Here is a 24415-nt window from a genome sequence, read left to right as displayed (position 1 = left end):
ACAACCTCGCACCGAGCGTGCAACCTCGCACCACGGAGAACCCGCGCGAGCGCGAGCACCAGCGCGAGCACCCCGCCCCCGACTACCCCAGCCGCGACGCCACGAACTCGACCATCCGCCGCACGAGCAGCGCCTGCGACGCCGCCCGCCGGTACTCGTGCCCCTCGCCCTCGAGCTCCAGGTACTCCACGTCGTGCGACCGCTCCCGCAGCGCCGCGACCACCTGGTGCGCCTCGCCGATCGGCACGTTCGTGTCGAGCTCGCCGTGCACGACGAGCAACGGCGCCGTGACGTCGTCGATCGCGCGCATCGGCGACAGTGCCGCGAGCAGGGCCTCGTCCTCGACGGGGTGGCCGTACTTCGTGGCGGCAGCGGCCGCGATCCACGGTTCGGTGTCCCGGTAGAAGGTCGCGAAGTCGCTCATCCCGCACACCGCGACCCCGGCCGCGAACACGTCGGGCGTGAACGCCAACGACGCGAGGGTCGCGTACCCGCCGTACGAGCGTCCCTCGACGGCGACCCGGGACCGCTCGGCGTACCCGTTGGTCACCAGGAACCGCGCGCAGTCGACGACGTCGGCGAGCGCGTTCCACCGCAGCGCCAGGTCGTCGGCGTGCACGAACTCGTGGCCGTACCCGCTGGAGCCGCGGATGTTCGGTGCGAACACGGTCACCCCGGCGGCGGCGAGCGCCTGGTGCTGCGGCGAGAACGTGGGTCGTTCCTGCGACTCTGGTCCGCCGTGCAGGTGGACGAGCGCTGCGCGGCCGGGAGGCCCGACATGCGTTCCGACGTCGGCTCCCGTCCCCGACGCGGTCGGCTCCACGGCCCGGTACAGCCAGCCGGTCAGCTCCAGTCCGTCCCGGGCGGCGAACCGCTCGAGCGTCGGCTCGACCAGCCGCACGTCGGGCAGCACCGGCACGTCGGTGACCCGGCTCCAGGTCAGCGCGTTCGTGTCGAGCCGCCACAGTTCGCGCGGACGGGTCGGCCCCTCGACGGCGAGCAGCACGCTCCGACCGTCGCGGCTGAGCACGGGGTCGGTGACGACGTACCCGGGCAGGTCCGGCACAGGGGTGCGCGAGGCGTCGTGCGTGTTGATGAGGTCGAGTTCGCTGCGACCGTCGACGTTCCAGACGAGCAGCAGCGTGCGGCCGGCGTCGTCGGCGTCCAGGTACTCGAGCTCGGCGTCGTCGCGCTCGACGATCCGTCGGGGTGTGCCGCGCCAGCCGTGCGGCCCGACCGGCTGCGCGACGAGTCCGCGGCGGGGCAGTCCGGCCTCGGTGGCGACGTAGGCGACGAGCGGGCTGGTCTCGCTCGCGGGCGAGGGCCGCAGGAACGCGATCTCGGCGGACCCGTCGGGGTCGTCGGCGAACAGGGCGTGGCTCTCGTCGGTCAGCCGGTCGACGACCACGACGAACTCCTGGCCGCGCTGCCCGTCGCTCAGCACGACGAGCCGTTCCTCCACCGACAGGTCGAGGATGTGGATGAGCTCCCCCACGGCCAGGTCGTCGCGGTCCCCGGTGACCGGGTCGACCAGGTACGCGCGGGCCGGCTGCTCGGGCTCGGTCGACGGCAGGGTGATGACGACCCGGTGGCCGCTGCGGCTCCACGGTCCGAGTTCGGCGTGCTGGTACCGCGAGCCGGCGATCTGCGCGGCGTCGGAGCCGTCCGGCCGCACCACCCAGACCTGTTGCTTCACGCCGCCGTCGGTCGCGATGGCGACGGCGAGCCACTCCCCGTCGGACGACCACGACACCCGGATCACGGGGTCGTCGGAGAGCGCGATCCGCACCGGTTCCGGCAGCTCGCCGTCGACGACGACGTCCTGCACGAAGACCTCGGGGGTGCCGTGCCGGTCGCTCACGAACGCCACCCGCCGGGCGTTCCGGGTCATGGTCGGTCCCCACGACCCCCAGGCGGCGGTGAGGCGCGCACCCAGGTCGGCCGCGGCCGTGGTGGTGACCGACGGCTCGACGCTGGCCGACGACGCGACGCCCTGCGCGCCTCCAGTCCGGACGGAACCCACGGTCACCGCACCCCCTGCTGCTGCAGCCACATCTCGATCAGGCCGAGCTGCCAGAGCGCGTTGGCGCCGATCGCGGTCCTGGTGCTGTTCGGGTCCTGGAGCATCCGCTCGACGGTGGCGGGGTCGAAGAGCCCGCGCTCCCGCGCCTCGGGTGCGTGCAGCGCGTCGCGGACGCGCTCCAGGTACGGGCCCTCGAGTTGCCGGATGGCGGGGACCGGGAACGAGCCCTTGCTGCGATCGATGACGGCGTCGGGCACGATCCCGCGCGAGGCGCGCTTCATCACGCCCTTGCCGCCGTCGGTGAGCTTCATCGACGGCGGGATCGCGGCGGCGAGCTCGACGAACTCGTGGTCCAGGAACGGCACGCGGGCCTCGAGCCCCCACGCCATCGTCATGTTGTCGACGCGCTTCACCGGGTCGTCGACGAGCATGATCGTGGTGTCGCTGCGGAGCGCGGCATCCACGCTCGTCTCCGCGCCCGGCCGTGCGAACTGGCGGTCCACGAAGGCCGACGGGGTGTCGTCGTCGCTCTTCCACCGCTCCCCGAGCAGGCCCTGCAGCGCCGGCCAGCGGCGGTCCATGAACACGGAGCGGTAGGCCTCGGCCGCCTGGTCGCGCGGGACGTCGGCGAGCGGGGGGTACCAGTCGTAGCCGGCGAGCACCTCGTCGGCGCCCTGGCCGGACTGCACCACCTTGACGTGCTGCGAGACCTCCTGCGACAGCAGGTAGAAGGCGACGCAGTCGTGGCTGACCATCGGCTCGCTCATGGCGGCGACCGCACCGTCGATGCCGTCGAGCAGCCGTGACGAGGGGATGTGGATGCGGTGGTGGTCGGTGCCGAAGTGCTTCGCGACCTGGTCGGAGTACTCGAACTCGTCGCCGGACTCACCGCCCGCCGCTTCGAACCCGATGCTGAACGTGGCGAGGTCCTGCTGCCCGGCCTCGGCGAGCAGCCCGACCACCAGGGACGAGTCGATCCCGCCGGAGAGCAGCACCCCGACCGGGACGTCGGCGACCATACGGCGCTCGACGGCGGTGCGGAGCGAGCCGATGAACGCCTGTTCCCAGTCCCGCTCCGACCAGTCGGCCCGGGCGGGGTCACGCTCGAAACGGGGCTCCCAGTAGACGGTGTCGTGCGCGGTGCCGTCGGGCTCGATCACCCGGACGGTCGCCGGCGGGAGCTTGCCGACGCCGGCCAGGATCGTGCGGGGTGCGGGGACGATGGAGTGGAAGCTCATGTACGAGGCGAAGGCGACGGGGTCGATGGACGTGTCGATGCCGCCGGCGCTCGTGCCGCCGCTGCCGCTCGTGCTGCCGTTGCCTCCGCTGCCGGCGTCGCCGGCGTCGCCGGCCAGGATCGCCGGCAGGGAGCTCGCGAACCGGAGGCCGCCCGGGACGGGTGCGACGTAGAGCGGCTTGATGCCGAGCCGGTCCCGCGCCAGCACCAGCCGGCCGCTGCCGTGCTCCCAGATGGCGATGGCGAACATCCCGATCAGGTGGTCGACGAACGCGGTGCCCCACTCGGCGTACGCCAGGGCGATGACCTCGGTGTCCGACGTCGACGCGAACCGGTGCCCCTTGCCGTGCAGCTCGTCGCGGAGTTGCCGGTAGTTGTAGACCATCCCGTTGTAGGCGATCGTCAGCCCGGCCTCGGCCAGCACCATCGGCTGCGCGCCCGCGGTGGACAGGTCGACGATGGACAGCCGTCGGTGCCCCAGGGCGACCGGGCCGCGAGCCCACAGGCCGTCGCCGTCCGGGCCGCGGTGCGTCATGCAGCCGGTCATCCGGGCGACCGCCCCGACGTCCGGCGCTCGGCCGTCGAACCGGATCTCACCCGCGAGTCCACACATCAGCGCTCTCCCTCGGTGTCCGCCACATCGGAGTCCGTGTCCGCCGGGGCGGGGTCGGTGTCCGCCGGGGCGTTCCCGACGATCCACGTGTCCTTCGCGCCGCCGCCCTGCGACGAGTTGACGACCATGCTGCCCTCGGGCGCGACGCGCGTCAGGGCGACGTCGGCCAGGTGCACGTCGTCCGGTCCGGTCCCCGTCGCGTACACGAAGGCCCGCAGGTCCACGTGTCGAGGGTCGAGACCGGCGGGTCCGATCGTCGGGTGCGAGGACAGCTGCACCACCTCCTGCCCCACCCACCCGGCGGGGTCGGCCGCGATCTCGCGCCGTCGCTCGGCCACCTCGGGGGCGCTCGCGCTCGGTCCGATCAGGACCCCGCGGCCGCCCTCGCCGTCGACCGGCTTCGTGACGAGTTCCCCGACGCGGTCCAGGACCGACAGCCGTTCGACCTCGATGCTCGTGCGGTACGTCGGCACCGATGCCAGCAGGGGTTTCTCGTCCAGGTAGTACCAGATCAGGTCCGGCACGGTGACGTACATCGCCTTGTCGTCGACGAGCGCGTTGCCCGGCGCGTTCGCCAGGTAGACGCGTCCTGCCTCCGCCGCGTCGAGGATCCGCGCACCGATGTCGGGAGCGTGCTCCGCCGTCAGCGCGCTGACGTCGCGGTCGATCCGCAGGTACAGCCCGTCGAGCACGTCACCCGTCGTCGCGTCGACCACGCGTCCGTCACGGACGTCCAGGTCCGACCCGGGCAGGAGGCGCAACCCGGCCCCGTCGGCCAGCCTGCGGTGCTCGAACCACGCGCCGGCGGCGGGGCCGTCGCTGACCAGCGCGATCACGGGATCGGTCGCGCCCGTCACCGCGGTGGTGTTCGCGCAGAGGGTCCGGCGCAGCCGGTCGATCACGCCGTGCGGGTCGCGCAGGTGCGCCGGCCGCGGGGCGTCCGGCACGACGTCGTCCATCAGCTCGCGCAGGGCGATGCCGTACGCGACGCCCGAGGGCGAGCGGACGTTGTCCTCGAGCACTCGCCAGCCGCCGAACTCGTTGCGCACCAGGTCGAACCCGAGCACCGGCGCACGGACGGCGGTCGCCGGCAGCCGGGTGGCGTCCGGGTCCCAGCCCTTCGCGCCGACGAAGTGGTCCGCGTCCAGCACGCCGTCGGCCACGATCCGCCGGTCGCCGTACGCGTCACGCAGGAACAGCTCGATCGCGCGGGCACGCTGCCCCAGGCCACGCTCGAGCTGCGACCACTCGTACGCGCTGATCGTCCGGGGCACCAGGTCGCAGCCGAACGCCTGCGCCCCGCCGTCCACCACGAAGCCGACGTGGTGCTCGCGGGTCCAGACGTCGCGGGCGGTGCAGCGCTCGATCGCGGTCTCGGCGTCCCAGCCGTCGAAGAACGCCGCCAGGTCACGGAACGCCGGACGGGGGCGCGCCCCGGGGCCGACCGCCTCGTCGCCGGCACGGACGCGGTACCCGGGGATCGGGACCACCGGGTCCTCGTCGCGTCCGGACGGGAGCCCCGCGGTGTCCTCCACCACCAGGGCGACGACGTCGTCCATCTCCCCGCGCTCGGCGTACGCGGTGCGCTGCCGGTCGGTGGAGTTGCCACGGGCCAGGGTCGCGTCGAGCAGCTCCGTCACCGTCCCCCAGTCGCCGAGCTCCTCGAGCTCCGGACGCAGGCGGGACACGAGCTGGCGCACCGCGACCTCGGCGGGCAGCCGTTCGGGGTGCTGCCCGAGGCCGACGAGTTCCCCGCTCAACCCGGAGCGGGCGGCCTGCCACATCGCTGCACGGTGCAGGGGTTCACTGCGCGGGTGCCACTCGGCGCCCGACACGACCGACTTCTCCGCCTTGCGTACGGCGGCGCGGAAGAGTCCGGCGATGAGCACGGCGTCGTCCACCACCGGGGTCGCGTCGCAGACCCGCAGCTCGAGCGTCGGTGCGTGCGACGACGGCCGCACGTCGAAGTAGGCCATCTTCTTGTCGGCGATCACGCCCGAGGCGATCAGGTCGTCGAGCACCCGGTCGTACTCGGCGGCGTCCTCCACCGGACCGAAGCTGCCGGCCGACGGCCACCGCTGCCAGATGATGCTGCGGAACGAGGCGTACCCGGTGTCCTGCCCGTTCCAGAACGGACTCGACGCGCTCAGGGCGAGCAGTACCGGGAGCACCGGCGCCACCCGCTGGGCGATCAGCACCGCCAGGTCGCGGTCGCTCACCCCGACGTGCACCTGCAGGCCGCAGATGAGCTGTTCGTCGACGAGCATCCGGTACTGCTCCTGCATCCGGCCGTACCGACCGCCGGAGCTCAGCTCGAAGTCGGCGTACTCCGACCTCGGCGCGGTGCCGACGGCGGCGATGGTGACCCCGGCCGGAGCGATCGCGGCGCTGAGCTCGCTGCGCAGGTCGACGATCACCCGCCGCAGGTCGTCGAGGGTCCGCACCACCGGGGTGTTCGTCTCGATCGTCGTGCGCTGCAGCTCGGCGCCGAAGCGGTCGGTGGGCAGTTTGGGCAGAAGGCGCGGGGCCTTCGCGGAAAGTCGGCCGGACTCGAGGTCGATGAGGTGCAGCTCTTCCTCGGCGCCGAGCGTCAGCTCTGCACTCATGGCTGGAACCTACGCGCGGCGGCTGTGGTGCGCACCGCGGCACACCGCCTGACTCGTGCCCGTAACACGCACGTCCACCGAGCGTCACGAGCACTGAACTCCCGCCCGCACCGTGCGAGGCGCGCCACCCCGTGCGAGGTTCCACGCACCGTGCGCCGCTACAAGCGCGCACCACGCGCGCAACCCCGCACCAGCCCGCGCACCCCGCACCGTGCGACCCGCGCCAACCCCGCACCAGCCCGCGAAAGCCGCACCGTGCTGTGGACGCACCACCCGCAGTCGGGAGGCACGACACCAGCCCACCACGCGCCTCCCGTCCGCACCGTGCGCACCTCTTCACCCCGTGCGAGGTTCCAAGCACCGTGCGCCGCTACAAGCGCGCACCACGCGCGCAACCCCGCACCAGCCCACGCACCCCGCACCGTGCTGTGGACGCCACGCACAGGCGGACGGGAGGCACGACACCAGCCCACCACACGCCTCCCGACCGCACCGTGCGCACCTCTTCACCCCGTGCGAAGTTCCACGCACCGTGCGCCGCCACAAGCGCGCACCACGCGCGCAACCGCGCACCAGCCCACGCACCCCGCACCGTGCGGTGGACGCACCACCCGCCATCGGGAGGCACGGCGCCAGCCCGCCACGCGCCTCCCGTCCGCACCGTGCGCACCTCTTCACCCCGTGCGAAGTTCCACGCACCGTGCGCCGCTACAAGCGCGCACCACGCGGCCAACCGCGCACCAGCCCACGCACCCCGCACCGTGCCGGTGCCAGCGCGCGCGGGCCCCTACCCCCGCGTCCGAGCCAACCGCCGGTTCAGCGCCCCGTTCAGCAGCGCGACGAGCAGCCCCACCGCGAACACGAGCGTCCCGAAGCACAGCACCTGCGGCGGCATCCCGGCCTTCGCGGCGCCGTAGACGAACAGCGGGAAGGTGACCGCGGGCCCGGCGACGAACGAGGTGATCACGTAGTCGTCGATCGACATGGCGAGCGCCAGCAACCCGGCGGCGAGCATGCCCGGCGCCAGCAGCGGCAGGGTGACGAGCCGGAAGGCCTGGAACGGTGTCGCCCCGAGGTCACCCGCGGCCTCCTCGAGCGCCCGCGAGGTCCCCGCGATCCGAGCCCGCAGCACGACCACCACGTAGGCGACGTCGAACGCCACGTGCGTGATGAGCACGGTCAGGAACCCGGTGCCGAGCCCCACCGACAGGAAGAACGAGAGCGACGCGGAACCGACGACGATCGACGGCGCAGCGATGTCGGCGAACACGACGGTGTTCACGACTCCGCGACCCGGGAACCGGTACCGCTCCAGCGCCAGCGCGAGGGGCAGCCCGATCGCGACGGAGATGACCGCGGCGAGGAACGCGACGAGCACCGAGGTGAGGAACGCCGCCCCGAGCCCGGACACGTTCACCAGGTTCGCGTACCAGTAGGTCGTGAAACCGTTCCAGGCGAACGACAGCCGGTTGGTGGGGGCGTCGTTGAACGAGTACACGATCATGTAGACGATCGGCACCAGGGTGATCGCGATCGTCACCCAGTACACGATGGCGAGCCAGGGCCCACGACGGTTCACGCCGTGACGACGCGGACGGCCGGCGACGGAACCGGTCACGGGCGAGGCCGGAGCGGCGGCGGATCGGGACGGTGCGACGGCGGTCATACGAGGTCCTCGAGGTCGTCGGTGCCGGAGACGCGGGCGTAGATGAACAGGATGATGCCGAGCACGACCATGAGCACGGTCGACAGGGCTGCGGCGACGTTGTACTGCTGGTTGCCGGAGTAGGCGTCCTGGATCGCCTGACCGATCGTGTACGTGTTCGTGCCGCCGAGCAGGGCCGAGTTCACCGGGTCGCCGACGCTGTCGATGAAGACGAGCAGCACCCCGGCGAAGATGCCCGAGCGGGACAGCGGCAGCGTGGTGTGCCAGAACGCCCGGAACTTGCCGGCGTACAGGTCGTTCGCGGCCTCGCCGAGTCGTGGGTCGATGCGCTCGAGGGCGGCGTAGATCGGCAGGACCATGAAGGCCAGGTCGTTGTAGGCGTCGCCGAAGATCACCGCGCCGCCGGTGCCGAGGATGTGGAAGTCCTTGCCGGCCAACCCGAGCGCCTGCAGCGTCGTGACGACCGGCCCCTGCGACGCGAGCACGAACGCCCACATGTCGGTCCGGATGATGAACGACACCAGGAAGCTGATGAACACGAGCATGAGCAGCGGGTTCTTCCACCGCGGGGAGACCCGGAACGCGATGAAGTACGCCACCGGGTACCCGACGACGATGCAGGCGATCGTGGCGGCGGCGCCGTACCAGAGCGACCGGAGCAGGAACGTCAGGTAGGGCACCTGCGGGTCGACGAACAGCGAGCCGTAGATCCCGAAGTTCCAGGTGAACGTGTAGCCGTCGTCCGGGTTGCCGGTCATGAGCGAGACGATCAGCCCGGACACCAGCGGGATGACGAAGAACACGCAGAGGTACGCGGTGCCGACGAGCGCCAGGAAGAACGGCGTGCTCCGACGGCGTCCCCGCCGCACCGGCGCGGAACTGGACGGACCGGCGGAACCACCGGGACCACCGGGACCGACCCCCGGTGCCACCCCGACCGCGCTCACGACTGCACCACCGCGTTGAAGATGCCGTTCCACTCCGAGTACTCGTCGTAGTTCTCGAACACCCGGAACTCGTGCGACTGCTCCAGCACGTCGGCAGAGGGGAACACGAGCGGGCTGTCCGCCACGGTGGCGTCGTCGAGTTCGTCCCGCACGTAGTCCTCGGCAGCGGGCACCGGGCAGACGTAGTTGACCCAGTCCTCGACGATCCCGGCGATCTTCGGCGTGTAGTAGAAGTTCATCCACTCGAGCGCCGACACCGGGTTCTCGGCCTGCCGTGGGATGAGCATGTTGTCGTGCCAGGTCATCTGCCCCTCTTCCGGCGTGACGAACTCCAGGTCGGGGAACCCGGACTGCTGCGCCTGGAACACGTCGCCCGACCACGCCTGGGTGATCCAGGTGTCGCCGTTCTCCAACCGGTTGATGTAGCTCTGGTCGTAGAAGCCGGTGACGCTCGGCCGCAGTTCGCGCAGCCAGGCCTGGGCCTTCCGCCAGTCGGCGGGCGTCGAGGTCTCCGGGTCGATGCCGAGCGCGAGCAGTCCGAGCGACCCGAGTTCGGTGTTGTCGCTCATCAGCCCGATGCGGCCCTTGAACGCCGGGTCCTGCAGGTCCTTGAGCGAGGTGATCTTCCGCCCGGTGTACTTCGGGTTGTAGGCGAGCCCGGTGAACCCGGTCTGCCACACGACGGAGTGCTTGTTGCCCGGGTCGTAGATGGGGTCCTTCACGGAGTCCGAGGCGTTCGCGGCGAAGTTCGGCAACCGCGAGTGGTCGAGCTCGCACACGAACCCGTTCTTGATCATCTGGGTCAGCTCGAACCCGTTCGTCATGACGACGAGGTCGTAGCCGGTCGCACCGTGCGCCCGCAGGATCGGTGAGACGGTCGCGTAGAAGGTCGCGTTGTCCTGGATCACCGCCTGGTAGTCGACCGCGATGCCCGTCTCCTTCTTGAACAGCGCCAGGGACTCGGACTTGCCGTGGTCGGAGTCGATGTACAGCGGCCAGTTCGCGAAGTTCAGGGTGCCGGTCGCCTTCGCGTCCTTCCAGAACGCCGCCCAGTCGACGGTGTCCTCGGCGCCGGCGGCGGCGGAGCCCTTGATGCTGCAACCGGTGAGCAGGGCGGCCAGCGCGGCGGCACCGCCGCTGGCCAGCAGGCCGCGTCGGCTGACGCGCGCCGACGTCAGCCCGCGCAGCAGGTCCGGACCGGGCACCGCGCCGGTCACGCGAGCGATCCTGCCGTGGCGGGGACGGCCTGGAGGCCCGGGTCGTCCTGGGTGGTGACGGTCGCGTCGGACGCGGGGTGCGCCTCCAGACCGAAACCGTGGTCGACGCCCCACGTGAGCCAGACCTCGGTGCCGGTCGCGATCCGCGGCCCGCCCTTCGAGTTCTGCGCGAACACCGAGACGCGACCGGCACCCGGCACGTCGACCAGGTACTGGGTGCTGACGCCGGAGAACGAGACGTCCACGACGCGACCCGGGCCGAGGATGTTCCGTCCGGCCTCGGGGGTCGGTTCGGCGGTGCGGATCTTGAGCTTCTCGGGCCGCACGCCGACGACGACGCGCCCGGTCGTGGCGACGGCTCGGTCGGCCGGCACCGCGATCGAACCGGCCGCGGTGGCGACGACGAGCAGGCCGGCGTCGGTGCCGCGCACCTCGCCCTCGAGCAGGTTCGACTGGCCGAGGAAGTTCGCGACGAACGCGGTGCGAGGCAGCTCGTACAGGTCCTGCGGGCTGCCCATCTGCTCGATCCGGCCGCCGTTCATGACGGCGACGGTGTCCGCCATCGTCATCGCCTCTTCCTGGTCGTGGGTGACGTGCAGGAACGTGAGCCCGACCTCGGCCTGGATCGTCTTCAGCTCGAGCTGCATCTGGTGGCGGAGCTTCAGGTCGAGGGCGCCGAGGGGCTCGTCGAGCAGCAGCAGGGCCGGCCGGTTCACGATCGCGCGGGCCAGGGCGACGCGCTGCTGCATGCCACCGGAGAGCTGGGCGGGCCGCTTCGACGCCGACCCCTCGAGCTCGACGAGCCGCAGCGCTTCCGTGGCCTTCGTCATCGGGTCCGGGATCCGGCGCCGCTTCAGCCCGAACGCGACGTTGTCGAGCACGCTCATGTGCGGGAAGAGCGCGTAGTTCTGGAACACCGTGTTGACGGGCCGCTGGTACGGCTTCGTGTCGGTGACGTCCTGGCCGCCGATGGTGATGGTGCCGCTCGTGGGTTCCTCGAGCCCGGCGACGAGCCGCAGGGTCGTCGTCTTGCCGCAGCCCGACGGGCCGAGCAACGCGAAGAACGAGCCGGCGGGCACCGTCAGGTCGAGGCTGTCCACCGCGGTGTGGCCGGGGAAGGACTTCGTGATCTGGTCGAGCCGGAGATCGGCTCCCGATTCGGCGAACGTTCCGGTCATTGCCATGGTGCCTCCAGGGGGTGGTCGGCCTCAGCCGATGTAGGACATGACGTGCTTGATGCGGGTGTAGTCGTCGAAGCCGTACTGGGACAGGTCCTTGCCGTACCCGCTGTGCTTGAACCCGCCGTGCGGCATCTCGGCGACGATCGGGATGTGCGTGTTGATCCACACGCAGCCGAAGTCCAGGTCACGGGCGAAGCGCATCGCCCGCGCGTGGTCGGTCGTCCACACCGAACTCGCCAGGCCGTACTCGACGCCGTTCGCCCACGTCAGGGCCTGTTGTTCCGTCGAGAACCGCTGCACGGTCTGCACGGGGCCGAAGATCTCCTGCTGCACGGCCCGGTCGTCCTGGCGCAGGCCGGCGACGATCGTGGCCTCGTGGAAGTACCCGCGGTCACCCTGTCGTGCCCCGCCGAGCTCGATCGTCGCGTGGTCGGGCAGCGTGTCCAGGAACGACTGCACGTGCCCGAGCTGGTTCGCGTTGTTGACGGGGCCGAAGTAGCCGTCCGACCCGGTTCGCGCGTTGAGCCGTGCCTCTGCGGCGAGCGCCACCACGAACTCGTCGTGGATGCCGTCCTGCACGAGCAGCCGGGTGGCGGCGGTGCAGTCCTGTCCGGCGTTGAAGAACCCGGCGGCGACGATCCCGGCCACCGCCGAGGGGATGTCCGCGTCGTCGAACACGATCACGGGTGCCTTGCCGCCGAGCTCCAGGTGGGTGCGCTTGAGGTCACCCGCGGCGGCACGGGCGACTTCCATGCCGGCGCGGACGGAGCCGGTGATGGACACGAGCTGCGGGGTGGGGTGGTCGATCATCGCTGCGCCGGTGGTGCGGTCCCCCACCACGACGTTCAGGACCCCCGGCGGCAGGAACTCGGCGGCGACCTCGGCGAGCAGCAGGGTCGACAGGGGCGTCGTGTCGCTCGGCTTGAGCACGGTGGTGTTCCCCGCGGCGAGCGCCGGCGCGAACTTCCACACCGCCATGTTGAGCGGGTAGTTCCACGGGGTGACCTGGGCGACGACACCGATGGGCTCACGCCGGACGAACGAGGTGTGGTCGGCCAGGTACTCGCCGGCGCTCCGGCCCTCGAGGTTCCGGGCGGCCCCGGCGAAGAAGCGGATCTGGTCGACGGACAGCAGGATCTCGTCCTCGACCAGGGTGGCGCGGGGCTTCCCGGTGTCGAGCGACTCGAGGTCGGCGAACTCCGACGCCCGCTGCTCCATCGCGTCGGCGATCCGGAACAGGGCGAGCTGCCGTTCGCCGGGGGTGGTGCGGCGCCAGGTCTCGAACGCGGTCGCGGCCGCACCGAAGGCGGCGTCGACGTCGGCGGGGGTGGACACCGGGGACGTGCCGTAGACGTGCTCGTCGGTCGGGTCGACCAGGTCGAACGTGGTGTCGGCGGTCGACTCGACCCAGGTACCACCGACGAAGTTCCGCAGGACCCGGGTGTCGGTGTCCGCCGTCGCCGTGCTCTGTGCGTCCAGCATGGCGGTGATCCTGACACGGATTCCGGCGGCGCGGAAGAAGGATCCGGAGGTTGTGGAGAACTGTAACAACGGAAATCGTCGCGAAACACGGAGTTCACAACGGAATCCCTTGCGCACCCCGAACCTCGCTGCCATGCTGTCCGGCATGGCGGCAGCACCACGACGTCCGGGACCGATCGACGACACCTCGAAGCGGATCATCGAACAACTCCAGGCGGACGGGCGTCGCCCGTACGGCGAGATCGGCAAGGCCGTCGGTCTCAGTGAAGCGGCGGTCCGGCAGCGCGTGCAGAAGCTGACCGAGACCGGCGTCATGCAGATCGTCGCGGTCACCGACCCGATGCAACTGGGCTTCCACCGCCAGGCGATGATCGGCATCCGGGTCAGCGGCGACACCCGAACCGTCGCCGATGCCCTGGAACAGCTGCCGGCGGTCGATTACCTCGTGATGACCGCCGGCAGCTTCGACCTGATGGTCGAGGTCGTGTGCGAGGACGACGACGACCTGATCGAACTGCTCAACGGCACCATCCGGGCCATCCCGGGCGTCGCCGGCACCGAGACCTTCGTCTACCTGCAACTCCGCAAACAGCTCTACGACTGGGGAACGCGATGACCATCTCCGAACAGGCCACAGGCCGGACCACGACGGGCCCGGCCGCCCGCCTCCACTCCTACGACCCGTTCGCACCGGTCGACGACGCCGACCTGCAGCGGAAGTCCCGGGACCACCTGTGGATGCACTTCGCCCGGCACGGTGCGAACCAGGCCGGCGCCGACGTGCCGATCATGGTGCGCGGTGAGGGCCACCACGTCTACGACAGCCACGGCAAGGAGTACATCGACGGGTTGTCCGGCCTGTTCGTCGTCGCCGCCGGACACGGGCGGAAGCGCCTGGCCGAGATGGCCGCGAAGCAGGCGGAGACGCTGAGCTTCTTCCCGATCTGGTCGTACGCGCACCCCGCCGCGATCGAGCTCGCCGACCGGCTGGCCGAGCACGCCCCCGGTGACCTCAACAAGGTCTTCTACTCCACGGGCGGCGGCGAGGCGGTGGAGACGGCCTTCAAGCTCGCGAAGTACTACTGGAAGCTCCAGGGCAAGCCGATGAAGCACAAGGTGATCTCCCGGGCGGTCGCCTACCACGGCACCCCGCAGGGCGCCCTGGCGATCACCGGCATCCCGGCGATGAAGGAGATGTTCGAGCCCCTGACCCCCGGCGGCTTCCGGGTGCCGAACACGAACTCGTACCGCGCCGAGGAGATGGGCTTCCCCGGGGGCACCGAGGAGCAGTTCGGCTTCTGGGCGGCGGAGCGGATCCGCGAGATGATCGAGTTCGAGGGCCCCGACACCGTCGCCGCGGTGTTCCTCGAGCCGGTGCAGAACTCCGGCGGCTGCTTCACCCCGCCGCCCGGGTACTTCCAGCGGGTGCGCGAGATCTGCGACGAGTACGACGTGCTGCTCGTCTCGGACGAGGTCATCTGCGCCTTCGGCCGGATCGGCACGATGTTCGCCTGCGACACCTACGGCTTCGTGCCGGACATGATCACGTGCGCCAAGGCGATGACCTCCGGGTACTCCCCGATCGGCGCGACGATCATCAGCGACCGGCTGTTCGAGCCGTTCTCCAAGGGGGACACGACCTTCTACCACGGCTACACGTTCGGCGGGCACCCGGTGTCGGCCGCCGTCGCGATGGAGAACCTCGACATCTTCGAGGAAGAGGGGCTGCTCGCCAACGTGCAGCAGAACGCCCCGCTCTTCCGCGCCGAGCTCGACACCCTGCTCGACCTGCCGATCGTCGGGGACGTCCGCGGTGACGGCTACTTCTACGGCATCGAGCTCGTCAAGGACAAGGCCACCAAGACGACCTTCGACGACGACGAGTCCGAGCGGCTGCTGCGCGGGTTCCTGTCGAAGGCGCTGTTCGACGCGGGGCTGTACTGCCGGGCCGACGACCGCGGTGACCCCGTCGTGCAGCTCGCACCGCCGCTGACGATCGGGCAGCCGGAGTTCCGCGAGATGACGTCGATCCTGCGGAGCGTCCTGTCCGAGGCCTGGACGAAGATCTGACCGTGAGCGGCTACCGGGGCGTCTCGTTCTGGCTCGACCAGCTCGCGTCCACCGGACGCGACGACCTGACGCCCCGGCCGCCGCTCGACGGCGACACGACGGCCGACGTCGCGATCGTGGGCGGTGGACTGACGGGTCTCTGGACCGCGTGGTACCTGCACCAGGCCGACCCGGGCCTCCAGATCGTCGTCCTGGAACGCGAGATCGCCGGCTTCGGCGCGTCCGGTCGGAACGGCGGCTGGTGCTCGGCGCTGTTCCCGCGGTCCGCCTCGGCGATCGCCGAGGAGCACGGGCGGGACGCCGCCCTCGCGCTCCGCGCAGCGATGCGCGACACCGTCGACGAGGTCGGCCGCGCAGCTGCCGAAGCCGAGGTCGACTGCGACTACGTGAAGGGCGGGACCGTCCTGTACGCACGCTCCGCCGTGCAGGAGCGCGCCGCCCACGACGAGGTCGCGTCCTCCGCGACATGGGGCGACGACGTGACGTGGCGGGCCGCTCGACCGGGTGACGCCGCCGGATCGGCGGGGGTCGCGTGGACCCCGGACTGCGCGCGCGTGCAGCCCGCCGCGTTGGTGCGTGGCCTCGCGGCCGCCCTGGAGGCCCGTGGCGTCCGCATCGCGGAGCACACGCCCGTCTCGTCCTGGGATCGCGGGCGTGTGGTCACGTCGCGCGGCACCGTCACGGCGGGCGCCGTGGTGATCGCGGTCGAGGGCTACGGCGCCCAGCTGGAGCAGACGAAGCGGCGGATCCTGCCGCTGTACTCGCTCATGATCGCCACGGCCCCGCTGCCGGCGTCCGCGTGGGAGCGCATCGGGCTCGAGCACGGGCAGACGTTCTCCGACTACCGGCACCTGCTCGTGTACGGGCAGCGCACGGCCGACGACCGGCTGGCGTTCGGCGGCCGCGGAGCCCGCTACCACTGGGGGTCCTCGATCACGCCCGGGTACGACCGCGTGCCGCGGGTCTTCGAGCACCTGCGGAGGGCCCTGGTCGACCTGTTCCCCGTCGTCGCGGACGCCTCGGTCACCCACACGTGGGGCGGCCCGCTCGGGGTGCCGCGCGACTGGTGCGCCTCGGTGACCTGGGACGGACACGTCGGCAGCGCCGGCGGGTACGTCGGGGACGGCCTGTCGACGACGAACCTGGCCGGACGGACCCTTGCCGACCTCGTGCGCGGGGAGTCGACGGCACTGACCGCGCTGCCCTGGGTGAACCACCGATCACCCGACTGGGAGCCCGAGCCGCTGCGGTTCCTCGGCGCGAACGCGGGACTCGTCGCGACCGACCTGGCCGACCGCGAGGAAGCACTGACCGGGCGGCCGAGTCTGGCGGCCCGGCTGATGGCACCGCTGACCGGAGGACACTGATGGCTGCTGGTCTCGACGCCGACGTCCTGGTCGTCGGGGCGGGGATCGCCGGGCTCGCCGCCGCCCGGGCGCTCGCACTCGGCGGGCAGCGGGTCGTCGTGCTCGAGGCCCGCGACCGGATCGGCGGGCGCACCTGGACCGATGCGTCACTCGGGGTGCCGGTCGACCTCGGTGCCTCGTGGATCCACGGGGTCGACGGCAACCCGCTCTGGGCCCTGGCACCCCGGTTCGGCATCGAGACCGTCGAGTTCACGGTCGGCAGCTTCCAGTTCGACGGCCGGCCGATCGCCTGGCACGACCCGTCCGGCGCCGCACTCTCCGCCGAGGACGCGTCGGCGTTCGTCGCGGACCTGCACACCGTCGACGCGGCCCTCGACGCCGTCGTCGCGCATGCTCCCCCGCCCTCGACCTACGCGGCCGCCGTCGACACCGTGCTCCGCTCGCTGCGGTGGGAGGGCGACCGAGCCGCACGCGTCCGCGAGTACACGGCCCACCGCTCCGAGGACCTTTGCGGTGCCCCCGTGACCGTCCTCGACGCGCACGGCCTCGACGAGGAGCACGTCCCCGGTGACGAGGTGGTGTTCCCCGGCGGCTACGCCCAGTACGCCCGCACGCTGGCCGAGGGTCTCGACGTCCGGCTGTCGTCGGTCGTGCGGTCGGTGACCCAGGCCGGCGAATCCGTGACCGTGGGGCTCGCCGACGGCACCACCGTCGCCGCCCCGCAGGTCGTCGTCACGGTGCCGCTCGGGGCGCTGCAGGCTGGCGACGTTGTCTTCGACCCGCCCCTGTCCGCGCCGGTGACCGGAGCGCTCGACCGGCTCGGGATGGGCACCTACGACAAGGTGTTCCTGCGGTTCCCCACACGGTTCTGGGGCGACTCGTGGGTGGTCCGGCAGCAGGGGTCCGCCGGTGTCGACTGGCACTCCTGGTACGACATGTCCCGGGTGACCGGTGCGCCGGTGCTCGCCGCCCTGGTCGGTGGCGCCGGAGCCCGTCGGCTCGAGACCCTGCCGGACGCCATGGTCGTCGACGAGGGGGTGGCGGCGCTGCGGAAGATGTTCGGCCCGTCCGTCCCCCAGCCCGAGGCGTTCCGGATCACCCGGTGGGCCGAGGACCCGTTCTCGCGGGGCTCGTACTCGTACCTCCACGTCGGGGCGTCACCCGACGACCACGACCTGCTCGGCACCCCGTCCGGCCGGGTGCAGCTCGCCGGCGAGGCCACCTGGAGCGACGACCCGGCGACGGTGCACGGTGCGCTGCTGTCCGGGCTGCGGGCAGCCGGGCGGTTGCTCGGCGCCCAGGTCGAACCGCTCTCGCTCGCCGACCCGCTGTCCAGGCCCTGAGCGCCACACCCCGGGGGTGTCGGCCCGTGCGACACTCGCTCCGTGACCCCGACGAGGACCCGACCGCGACACGAACACCGGGCACCGGTCGCCGTCGCGGTCCTGGTGAACCTGGCACTGAGCCTGTTCCTGCCCGACGAGGTGCTGTTCTTCCCGTCGTGGGTGGTGCCCGTCCTGGGCGTCCTGCTGCTCGCCCCGCTCATCGTCTTCAACCCGCGGCGTCTGACGCGCGAGACCGCCTGGTCACGGTGGCTGTCGTTCGCGCTGGCGGCCCTGCTCACCGTCGCCAGTCAGCTCACCGTCATCCGGACCATCACCGAGCTGCTCGGCGGCCACGCGGACGGTGCGGCCGTGCTGCTCACCGCGCTGCAGGTCTGGGTGAGCACGATCATCGTGTTCGGGCTCGTCTACTGGGAGCTCGACCGCGGGGGCCCGGTGGCACGGCGGCGCCCCGAACTGTGGTCGACGGCCGAGGCGGACTTCCAGTTCCCCCAGGAGACCGACCCGAAGACCGCGGACTGGCGGCCGGTCTACCTCGACTACCTCTACGTGGCGATGACGAACATGATGGCGTTCAGCCCGACGGACACGATGCCGATGACCGTCCGGGCGAAGATGATCATGGCCTACCAGGCGCTCAGCGGGTTCATCCTGCTGGCACTGGTCATCTCGCGCGCGGTCAACATCATCAGCTGACCACGGAGACGTGAACCATCGTCGCCATTGCACGTTCGATTCCCACGGTGGTGCCGAAGCCCTAGCGTTGCCGGATGCACCGCGACCCCTGGGAACGAGACCCCCGGGAAACAGAGATCCCCCCGCTCAGCGGGGGGATCTCGGGGTATGCACGTCGGTCCAAGCCCGACGCTCGTGCCGTCAACGCTAGGGCCTCGTCGTCAGGCAGTCAACCGAGCGCGTTGGAGCGTCTGGTCAGCCCTGCCCGACTCGCGACCTACCTCTGTGCCGCCGACGGTGATCTGGGCCGCGCGAGCGATCTGTACCTCTGGGCTGGACAACTGGCCGGGGCACTCCACGGCCAGATCGCGTTCGTCGAGATCGCCGTGCGCAATGCTCTCGACCTCCAGTTGACCGAGTGGAACGCCAGGAAGGGCAGCACGCCGGATTGGAGCACCGCGGGTGCAACGGTCGAACCGCTGTACGCGTTGCTTCGTCGGCAGCTGGCAGATGCCCGGAGTCGAGCTGCTCAAGAGGCATCAGACCGTCACGCGGAGCACCCCCGATCCGGCACCGTCCCGAGCCACGACGACGTCGTCGCTCAACTCATGTTCGGTTCGTGGGTCAAGCTCATCCGCCCGGTGTCCCGATCCGAGTCGCCTGCGCGCCAGCAGCTGTTGTGGGGTGCCGCGCTGTCTGCGGCCTTCCCCGGTGCGTCGTCGAACGACTCCAGCCGGCAGACGATCGGGCTCCAACTCGAGACGCTCCGCCGACTCCGAAATCGTGTCGCTCACCACGACAACCTGCTGCAAGTGGACGTCCGGCACCGGCTCAACGGCATGCTCGCCCTGCTTGCCAGCCTCGATCAGGACTACCCCGCGCTCGCGGCCGCCCGCAGTCCGTTACGGCGGCTCATCAAGGAGGACCCGCGGCGTGAATGGCAAACCGCGTGAAGGTCTTGCGCGCGTTGACCATGCGATCAACAATGGCGCATGGACGTCGTCACCGCACCCTCGCTCCCGTCGCCGCTGCACGCCGACACCGGGGCACCCCGCCGATCGCTCCGCGTCGCCCTGGTGCAGATGCGGTGGCTCCCCGACCCGGACGAGCACCTGGCCCAGCTCGCCGACGGCATCGCGACCGCCGCAGCGCACGGAGCCACCGCGGTGTTCCTGCCCGAACTCACGCTGCGCCGCTACCCGGGCGACACCCCGGCGAGCGGGACCCCGAAGGACCTCGCCGAGTCGCTGCAGGACGGCCCGACCATCGCCTTCGCCCGTGCCCAGGCGATCGAGCACGGGGTGTTCGTGCACGCCTCGCTGTACGAGCGGCCGGACGACGACGACCAGCCCGACGACCCCCGCGGCTACAACACCGCCGTCCTCGTCGCTCCCGACGGCACCCTGGTCGGCCGGACCCGGAAGACCCACATCCCGATCAGCGCCGGCTACCACGAGGACACGTACTTCCGCCCGGGGACCGACGACGATGCCTTCCCGGTGTACGAGCCCGCCGGACTCGGCGCGCGCCTCGGGCTGCCGACCTGCTGGGACGAGTGGTTCCCCGAGGTGGCCCGGTCCTACGGCCTCGCCGGGTCCGAGGTGCTCGTGTACCCGACGGCGATCGGCTCCGAACCGACCTTCCCCGACTTCGACACCGCACCGATCTGGCAGCGGGTGATCGTGGCGAACGGCATCACCGCCGGGCAGTTCATGGTCGTGCCGAACCGGTGGGGCGACGAGGGCGACATCACCTTCTACGGCTCGTCCTTCATCTCGGACCCGTTCGGCCGGGTGCTCGTCGAGGCTCGCCGTGACGCGAGCGTGGTGCTCGTCGCCGACCTCGACCTCGACGCCCGGACGGAGTGGCTCCGGCTGTTCCCCTTCTACCTGACCCGGCGCCCCGACCTGTACGCCGGACTCGTCGAACCCGTCGACGAGGAACGCCACGCGTACGGCGCACGCGACGCGATCGACGCAGCCCTGGCCGTGGAACCGGCCACCACCGGGCGCGAGGCGCACGCATGACGTGGGTGATGCCTCCCGAGACGGCTCCGCAGGAACGCACCTGGATGGCGTTCCCGCGCCCCGGCCTGACGCTCGGCGACGACGCGGCGAGCGCCGACGCCGCGCGTCTGGCATGGGCGACCACGGCCAACACGATCAGCGAGCACCAGCCGGTGACCGTCGTCGTGGACCCGGTCGCACGGGCGGATGCCGGTCGCCTGCTGTCGGCCGGCGTGGACGTGCTCGAGGCGCCGCTCGACGACTTCTGGATGCGCGACATCGGGCCGACGTTCGTCGTCGACGACGTGACGGGTGCGCTCGGTGCCGTCGACTGGGTCTTCAACGGCTGGGGCGCGAACCCGTGGTCGACCTGGACGCGTGACGCCGCGGTCGCCGCCACGGTCGCCGGTGCTGCGGGAGCCAGGCGGATCCCGTCGTTGCTCGTCAACGAGGGCGGGGCGATCCACGTCGACGGCGCCGGCACCGTGCTCGTGACGGAGACGGTGCAGCTCGACCCGCGACGGAACCCGTACGCCGACCGGGAGCGCGTCGAGCTGGAGCTGGCGCGCACGATCGGCGCCACGCGGGTGGTCTGGCTGCCCCGCGGCCTGACGCGCGACTACGACGGCTTCGGCACCCGGGGCCACGTCGACATGGTGGCGACCTTCACCGATCCGGGCACGGTCCTGCTGCACGCCCAGCCGGATGCGGGCCACCCGGACCACCTGGTCATGCCCCAGATCCGGCGAGCGCTCGAGCAGGCGACCGACGCGACGATCATCGAGTTGCCGGCCCCGTCGACGCTGTCGGACGACGGTGGACCGGTGGACTGGAACTACGTGAACCACGTCGTGGTGAACGACGCCGTGATCGCCTGCGCCTTCGGCGACCCGGTCGCTGACGACCGCGCCAGGGGCATCCTCGCCGAGGCGTACCCGGGCCGACGGGTCCGCTCGATCGACGCACGACAGGTGTTCGCGCGGGGTGGTGGGCTGCACTGCATCACGCAGCAGCAACCGGTGGCCTGAACCACTGCCGCGGTGTACAGCGGGTCCCGATCACCTGTACACCGCGGCCGGTCCGCCCACCGCCGACCCGTCGGTATGGTGCTCCGAACTGATCCGGGCGACGCTGCCCGGCCCCGAAGAGCAGGGAAGTCACATGGCATCACCGATCGCGGTCACTGCGCCGGCAGCACCGGTGCGCGGCGGGTCGCTGAAGCGGAGCCTCGGGCTCTGGGCGATCGTCGGACTCGGCCTCGGCTACATGACCCCGACGGTCGTGTTCGACACCTTCGGGATCGTCTCCGAGCAGACCGACGGCGCGGTGCCGAGCGCGTACCTGATCGCCCTCGTCATCATGGCGCTCACCGCGATCAGCTACGGGAAGATGGTGCGCGTCTACCCCGCGGCCGGTTCCGCGTACACGTACGTCCGGGAGTCGATGCACCCGAACCTCGGCTTCATGGTGGGCTGGGCGTCACTGCTCGACTACCTGCTGCTGCCGATGGTGAACGCCCTGATCATCCGGCTCTACCTGGAGCAGGTGTTCCCGGGGCTGCCCCCGTGGGTGACCGTCGTCGTGTACACGGTGTTCGTGACGACGGTGATCTGCCTGTCGATGCGCGGCACGTCGAACCTGAACATGGTGCTGCTCATCGGTGCGGTCCTGGCGATGATCGCGTTCGTGGTCTTCACCGTCATCGAGCTCACCCACGGTGCCGGCGCGGGCACGATCGTCAGCGCCGAACCCTTCGTGCACGACGGCGTGACGATGTCGGCCCTGCTCACCGGAGCGACGGTGGTGTGCTTCTCGTTCATCGGCTTCGACGCCGTGACGATGTACACGGAAGAGGCGAAGTCGATCCGCATCATGCCGAAGGCGATCATGCTGACCGTCCTGCTCGGCGGCGCGATCTTCCTGGTCTCCGCCTACTTCGCCCAGCTCCGTTTCCCCACCAACGCACCCTTCGGCGAGTTCACCGACGACCCGCTCCCCCAGATCGGCCTGCTCGTCGGCGGTCCGGTGTTCCAGGCGGTCCTCGTGTCGGCCGGGTTCGTCGCCGCACTCGCCTCGGGTCTCGCGTCGCACGCCAGCGTCGCCCGCATGCTCATGGTGATGGGCCGGAACAACGTGCTGCCGAAGCGGGTCTTCGGCTACGTGCACCCCCGCACGCACACCCCGGTGTTCAACGTCGTCTTCGTCGGCGCGGTCACCCTGCTGGCGATGAGCTTCTCGCTCGACACGATCGCCGCCTACATCAACTTCGGCGCCCTGATCGCGTTCACCTTCGTCAACGCCACCGTGATCGTGCACTTCGCGATCCGGAACGGGCGCCGTCACACGGCGGGCGACCGCTGGCGCTACATCGTGCTGCCGGGTGTCGCGATGCTCCTGACCGGGGTGCTCTGGTCACAGCTCCATGCCGACGCCCTGATCGCAGGAGGAGTGTGGGCGGCGATCGGGTTCGTCTACCTGCTCGTCATCACCAAGGGCTTCCGGGTCGCACCGAAGGGCTTCGACGAGAACCAGCCCGTCACCGGTGTGAACAAGCAGCTGACCGACCAGGCCTGACCGGCCACCACGAGAGGACGCCATGTACGCCGTCACCGACCCCACCACGGGCACGACCCTCGAGACCTACCCGACCATCACGGACGCGGAGCTGCGCGACGCCGTCGCAGCCGCCGACCGCACGCACACCGAGTGGTCACGGACGACGACGGTCGCCGACCGTGCAGCACTGCTCCACCGGGTCGCGGACCTGTACCGGGAGCGGCACGCCGAGCTCGCCGCCACGATCGTCCGCGAGATGGCGAAGCCGGTCGACCAGGCCGAGGGCGAGGTCGACTTCTGCGCCGACATCTACGACTACTACGCCGACCACGCCGAGGAGTTCCTGGCCGACCAGCCGATCACCCTGGCTGACGGGTCCGAGGGGTCCGCGTTCATCCGCAAGGCCTCGATCGGCGTCGTGCTCGGCATCATGCCGTGGAACTTCCCCGCGTACCAGATCGCCCGGTTCGCCGGCCCGAACCTGGTCATCGGCAACACCGTCCTGCTCAAGCACGCACCGCAGTGCCCGGAGTCCGCCCTGGCCATCGAGCGGATCTTCCAGGACGCTGGCTTCCCGGCCGGGGCCTACACGAACGTGTTCGCGACGAACGACCAGGTCGCCGACGTCATCGCCGACCCGCGGGTGCAGGGCGTCTCGCTCACCGGTTCGGCACGCGCCGGTGCCGCGGTCGCCGAGATCGCCGGCCGGAACCTGACGAAGGTGGTGCTCGAACTCGGCGGCTCCGACCCCTTCATCGTGCTGTCCACCGACGACCTGGACGCCGTCGTCGAGTCCGCCGTCGCCACCCGGCTCGAGGGCAACGGCCAGGTCTGCAACGCCCCGAAGCGGTTCCTGGTGGTCGACGGCCTGTACGACGACTTCCTGGCGAAGTTCACCGCGGCGATGTCGGCGGTCGAACCGACGGACCCGAGCGTGCCCGGTGCCGAACTCGGTCCGTTGTCGTCCCCGGCCGCGGCCGACCGGCTCCAGGAACAGCTCGCTGGCGCCGTCGCGCAGGGTGCGACCGTCGTCACGGGAGGCGACCGCCAGGGCAACGCCTTCCTGCCGACGATCCTGACCGACGTCACACCGGACAACGACGCCTACCGCGAGGAGTTCTTCGGTCCCGTCGCCGCCGTGTACCGGGTCGCCGACGAGGACGCGGCGATCGCCCTGGCCAACGACACCCCGTACGGCCTCGGTTCCTACCTGTTCACCACCGACGCCGACCAGGCGCTCCGGGTCGCCGACCGGATCGAGGCCGGCATGGTCTACGTGAACATCGTCGGCGCGGACAGCCCGGAGCTGCCGTTCGGTGGCGTCAAGGGCAGCGGCTTCGGCCGCGAGCTCGGCCCCCTGGGGGCCGACGAGTTCGTGAACAAGAAGCTGATCCGCATCGGCTGACCGGCGCGGAGACGCCGGCGT

Annotated in this window: 18 protein-coding genes; 10 read left to right on the top strand and 8 right to left on the bottom strand. The window is 71.1% G+C overall.

The features are described 5' to 3' along the window. Positions 1-82: 82 nt before the first annotated feature. The 8 genes from DEJ05_RS01700 to DEJ05_RS01665 all read right to left on the bottom strand — a co-directional run bounded on the left by DEJ05_RS01700 (position 83) and on the right by DEJ05_RS01665 (position 12972). Positions 83-2029 (bottom strand): prolyl oligopeptidase family serine peptidase, encoded by a 1947-nt coding sequence (locus DEJ05_RS01700; RefSeq protein WP_111109558.1) that lies wholly within the window; start codon positions 2027-2029, stop codon positions 83-85. Then, positions 2026-3873 carry an N-acetylglutaminylglutamine amidotransferase gene (locus tag DEJ05_RS01695; protein WP_111109557.1) on the bottom strand — a complete coding sequence of 616 codons (1848 nt, stop codon included), beginning with the start codon at positions 3871-3873 and terminating at the stop codon, positions 2026-2028. Before DEJ05_RS01695 ends, DEJ05_RS01700 begins: the two co-directional genes overlap by 4 nt. Then, positions 3873-6479 carry a carboxylate--amine ligase/circularly permuted type 2 ATP-grasp protein gene (locus tag DEJ05_RS01690; protein WP_258376063.1) on the bottom strand — a complete coding sequence of 869 codons (2607 nt, stop codon included), beginning with the start codon at positions 6477-6479 and terminating at the stop codon, positions 3873-3875. The genes DEJ05_RS01695 and DEJ05_RS01690 overlap by 1 nt, the downstream gene beginning before the upstream one ends. 787 nt (positions 6480-7266) lie before the next feature. Continuing rightward, positions 7267-8145: an ABC transporter permease gene (locus DEJ05_RS01685; protein ID WP_111109556.1), complete on the bottom strand. Its 879-nt coding sequence runs from the start codon at positions 8143-8145 to the stop codon at positions 7267-7269. Then, positions 8142-9014: an ABC transporter permease gene (locus tag DEJ05_RS01680; RefSeq protein WP_071404408.1), complete on the bottom strand. Its 873-nt coding sequence runs from the start codon at positions 9012-9014 to the stop codon at positions 8142-8144. Before DEJ05_RS01680 ends, DEJ05_RS01685 begins: the two co-directional genes overlap by 4 nt. A 74-nt stretch (positions 9015-9088) precedes the next feature. Further along, a complete protein-coding gene (locus DEJ05_RS01675; RefSeq protein ID WP_220036989.1) occupies positions 9089-10309 on the bottom strand; it encodes a PotD/PotF family extracellular solute-binding protein in 1221 nt (406 codons plus the stop codon). Next, positions 10306-11493: an ABC transporter ATP-binding protein gene (locus tag DEJ05_RS01670; protein ID WP_111028815.1), complete on the bottom strand. Its 1188-nt coding sequence runs from the start codon at positions 11491-11493 to the stop codon at positions 10306-10308. Before DEJ05_RS01670 ends, DEJ05_RS01675 begins: the two co-directional genes overlap by 4 nt. A gap of 24 nt (positions 11494-11517) precedes the next feature. Continuing rightward, positions 11518-12972 carry an aminobutyraldehyde dehydrogenase gene (locus DEJ05_RS01665; protein ID WP_111109554.1) on the bottom strand — a complete coding sequence of 485 codons (1455 nt, stop codon included), beginning with the start codon at positions 12970-12972 and terminating at the stop codon, positions 11518-11520. Between the two features lie 133 nt (positions 12973-13105). On the opposite strand from DEJ05_RS01665, the gene DEJ05_RS01660 reads away from it, so the two are divergent. The 10 genes from DEJ05_RS01660 to DEJ05_RS01615 all read left to right on the top strand — a co-directional run bounded on the left by DEJ05_RS01660 (position 13106) and on the right by DEJ05_RS01615 (position 24394). Beyond that, complete coding sequence (locus tag DEJ05_RS01660; RefSeq protein WP_035809531.1) at positions 13106-13588, top strand: Lrp/AsnC family transcriptional regulator; 483 nt, start codon at positions 13106-13108, stop codon at positions 13586-13588. Continuing rightward, positions 13585-15042 (top strand): aspartate aminotransferase family protein, encoded by a 1458-nt coding sequence (locus DEJ05_RS01655; RefSeq protein ID WP_084740608.1) that lies wholly within the window; start codon positions 13585-13587, stop codon positions 15040-15042. Before DEJ05_RS01660 ends, DEJ05_RS01655 begins: the two co-directional genes overlap by 4 nt. 2 nt (positions 15043-15044) lie before the next feature. Further along, entirely contained in the window at positions 15045-16409 is a 1365-nt protein-coding gene (locus DEJ05_RS01650) for an FAD-binding oxidoreductase (RefSeq protein WP_111109553.1), read from the top strand. Continuing rightward, positions 16409-17752 carry an NAD(P)/FAD-dependent oxidoreductase gene (locus tag DEJ05_RS01645; protein ID WP_111109552.1) on the top strand — a complete coding sequence of 448 codons (1344 nt, stop codon included), beginning with the start codon at positions 16409-16411 and terminating at the stop codon, positions 17750-17752. Before DEJ05_RS01650 ends, DEJ05_RS01645 begins: the two co-directional genes overlap by 1 nt. A 42-nt stretch (positions 17753-17794) precedes the next feature. Then, positions 17795-18448, top strand: coding sequence for a DUF1345 domain-containing protein (locus DEJ05_RS01640; RefSeq protein WP_111109551.1), 654 nt, complete (start codon positions 17795-17797; stop codon positions 18446-18448). 221 nt (positions 18449-18669) lie between these two features. Continuing rightward, a complete protein-coding gene (locus tag DEJ05_RS01635; protein WP_181433006.1) occupies positions 18670-19380 on the top strand; it encodes an Abi family protein in 711 nt (236 codons plus the stop codon). Positions 19381-19419: 39 nt separating this feature from the next. Beyond that, complete coding sequence (locus DEJ05_RS01630; RefSeq protein WP_111109550.1) at positions 19420-20454, top strand: nitrilase-related carbon-nitrogen hydrolase; 1035 nt, start codon at positions 19420-19422, stop codon at positions 20452-20454. Beyond that, positions 20451-21461 (top strand): agmatine/peptidylarginine deiminase, encoded by a 1011-nt coding sequence (locus tag DEJ05_RS01625; RefSeq protein ID WP_111109549.1) that lies wholly within the window; start codon positions 20451-20453, stop codon positions 21459-21461. The genes DEJ05_RS01630 and DEJ05_RS01625 overlap by 4 nt, the downstream gene beginning before the upstream one ends. A gap of 133 nt (positions 21462-21594) precedes the next feature. Further along, positions 21595-23007 carry an APC family permease gene (locus DEJ05_RS01620; RefSeq protein WP_111028824.1) on the top strand — a complete coding sequence of 471 codons (1413 nt, stop codon included), beginning with the start codon at positions 21595-21597 and terminating at the stop codon, positions 23005-23007. Between the two features lie 22 nt (positions 23008-23029). Then, positions 23030-24394, top strand: a complete 1365-nt coding sequence (locus DEJ05_RS01615) for an NAD-dependent succinate-semialdehyde dehydrogenase (RefSeq protein ID WP_111109548.1) — start codon at positions 23030-23032, stop codon at positions 24392-24394. Positions 24395-24415: the final 21 nt, after the last annotated feature.

The organism is Curtobacterium sp. MCLR17_045 (genome assembly GCF_003234405.1).
Lineage (GTDB): Bacteria > Actinomycetota > Actinomycetes > Actinomycetales > Microbacteriaceae > Curtobacterium > Curtobacterium flaccumfaciens.
Note: the sequence above shows the minus strand (reverse complement) of the source record. Positions and strands in the feature narration are given on the sequence as shown.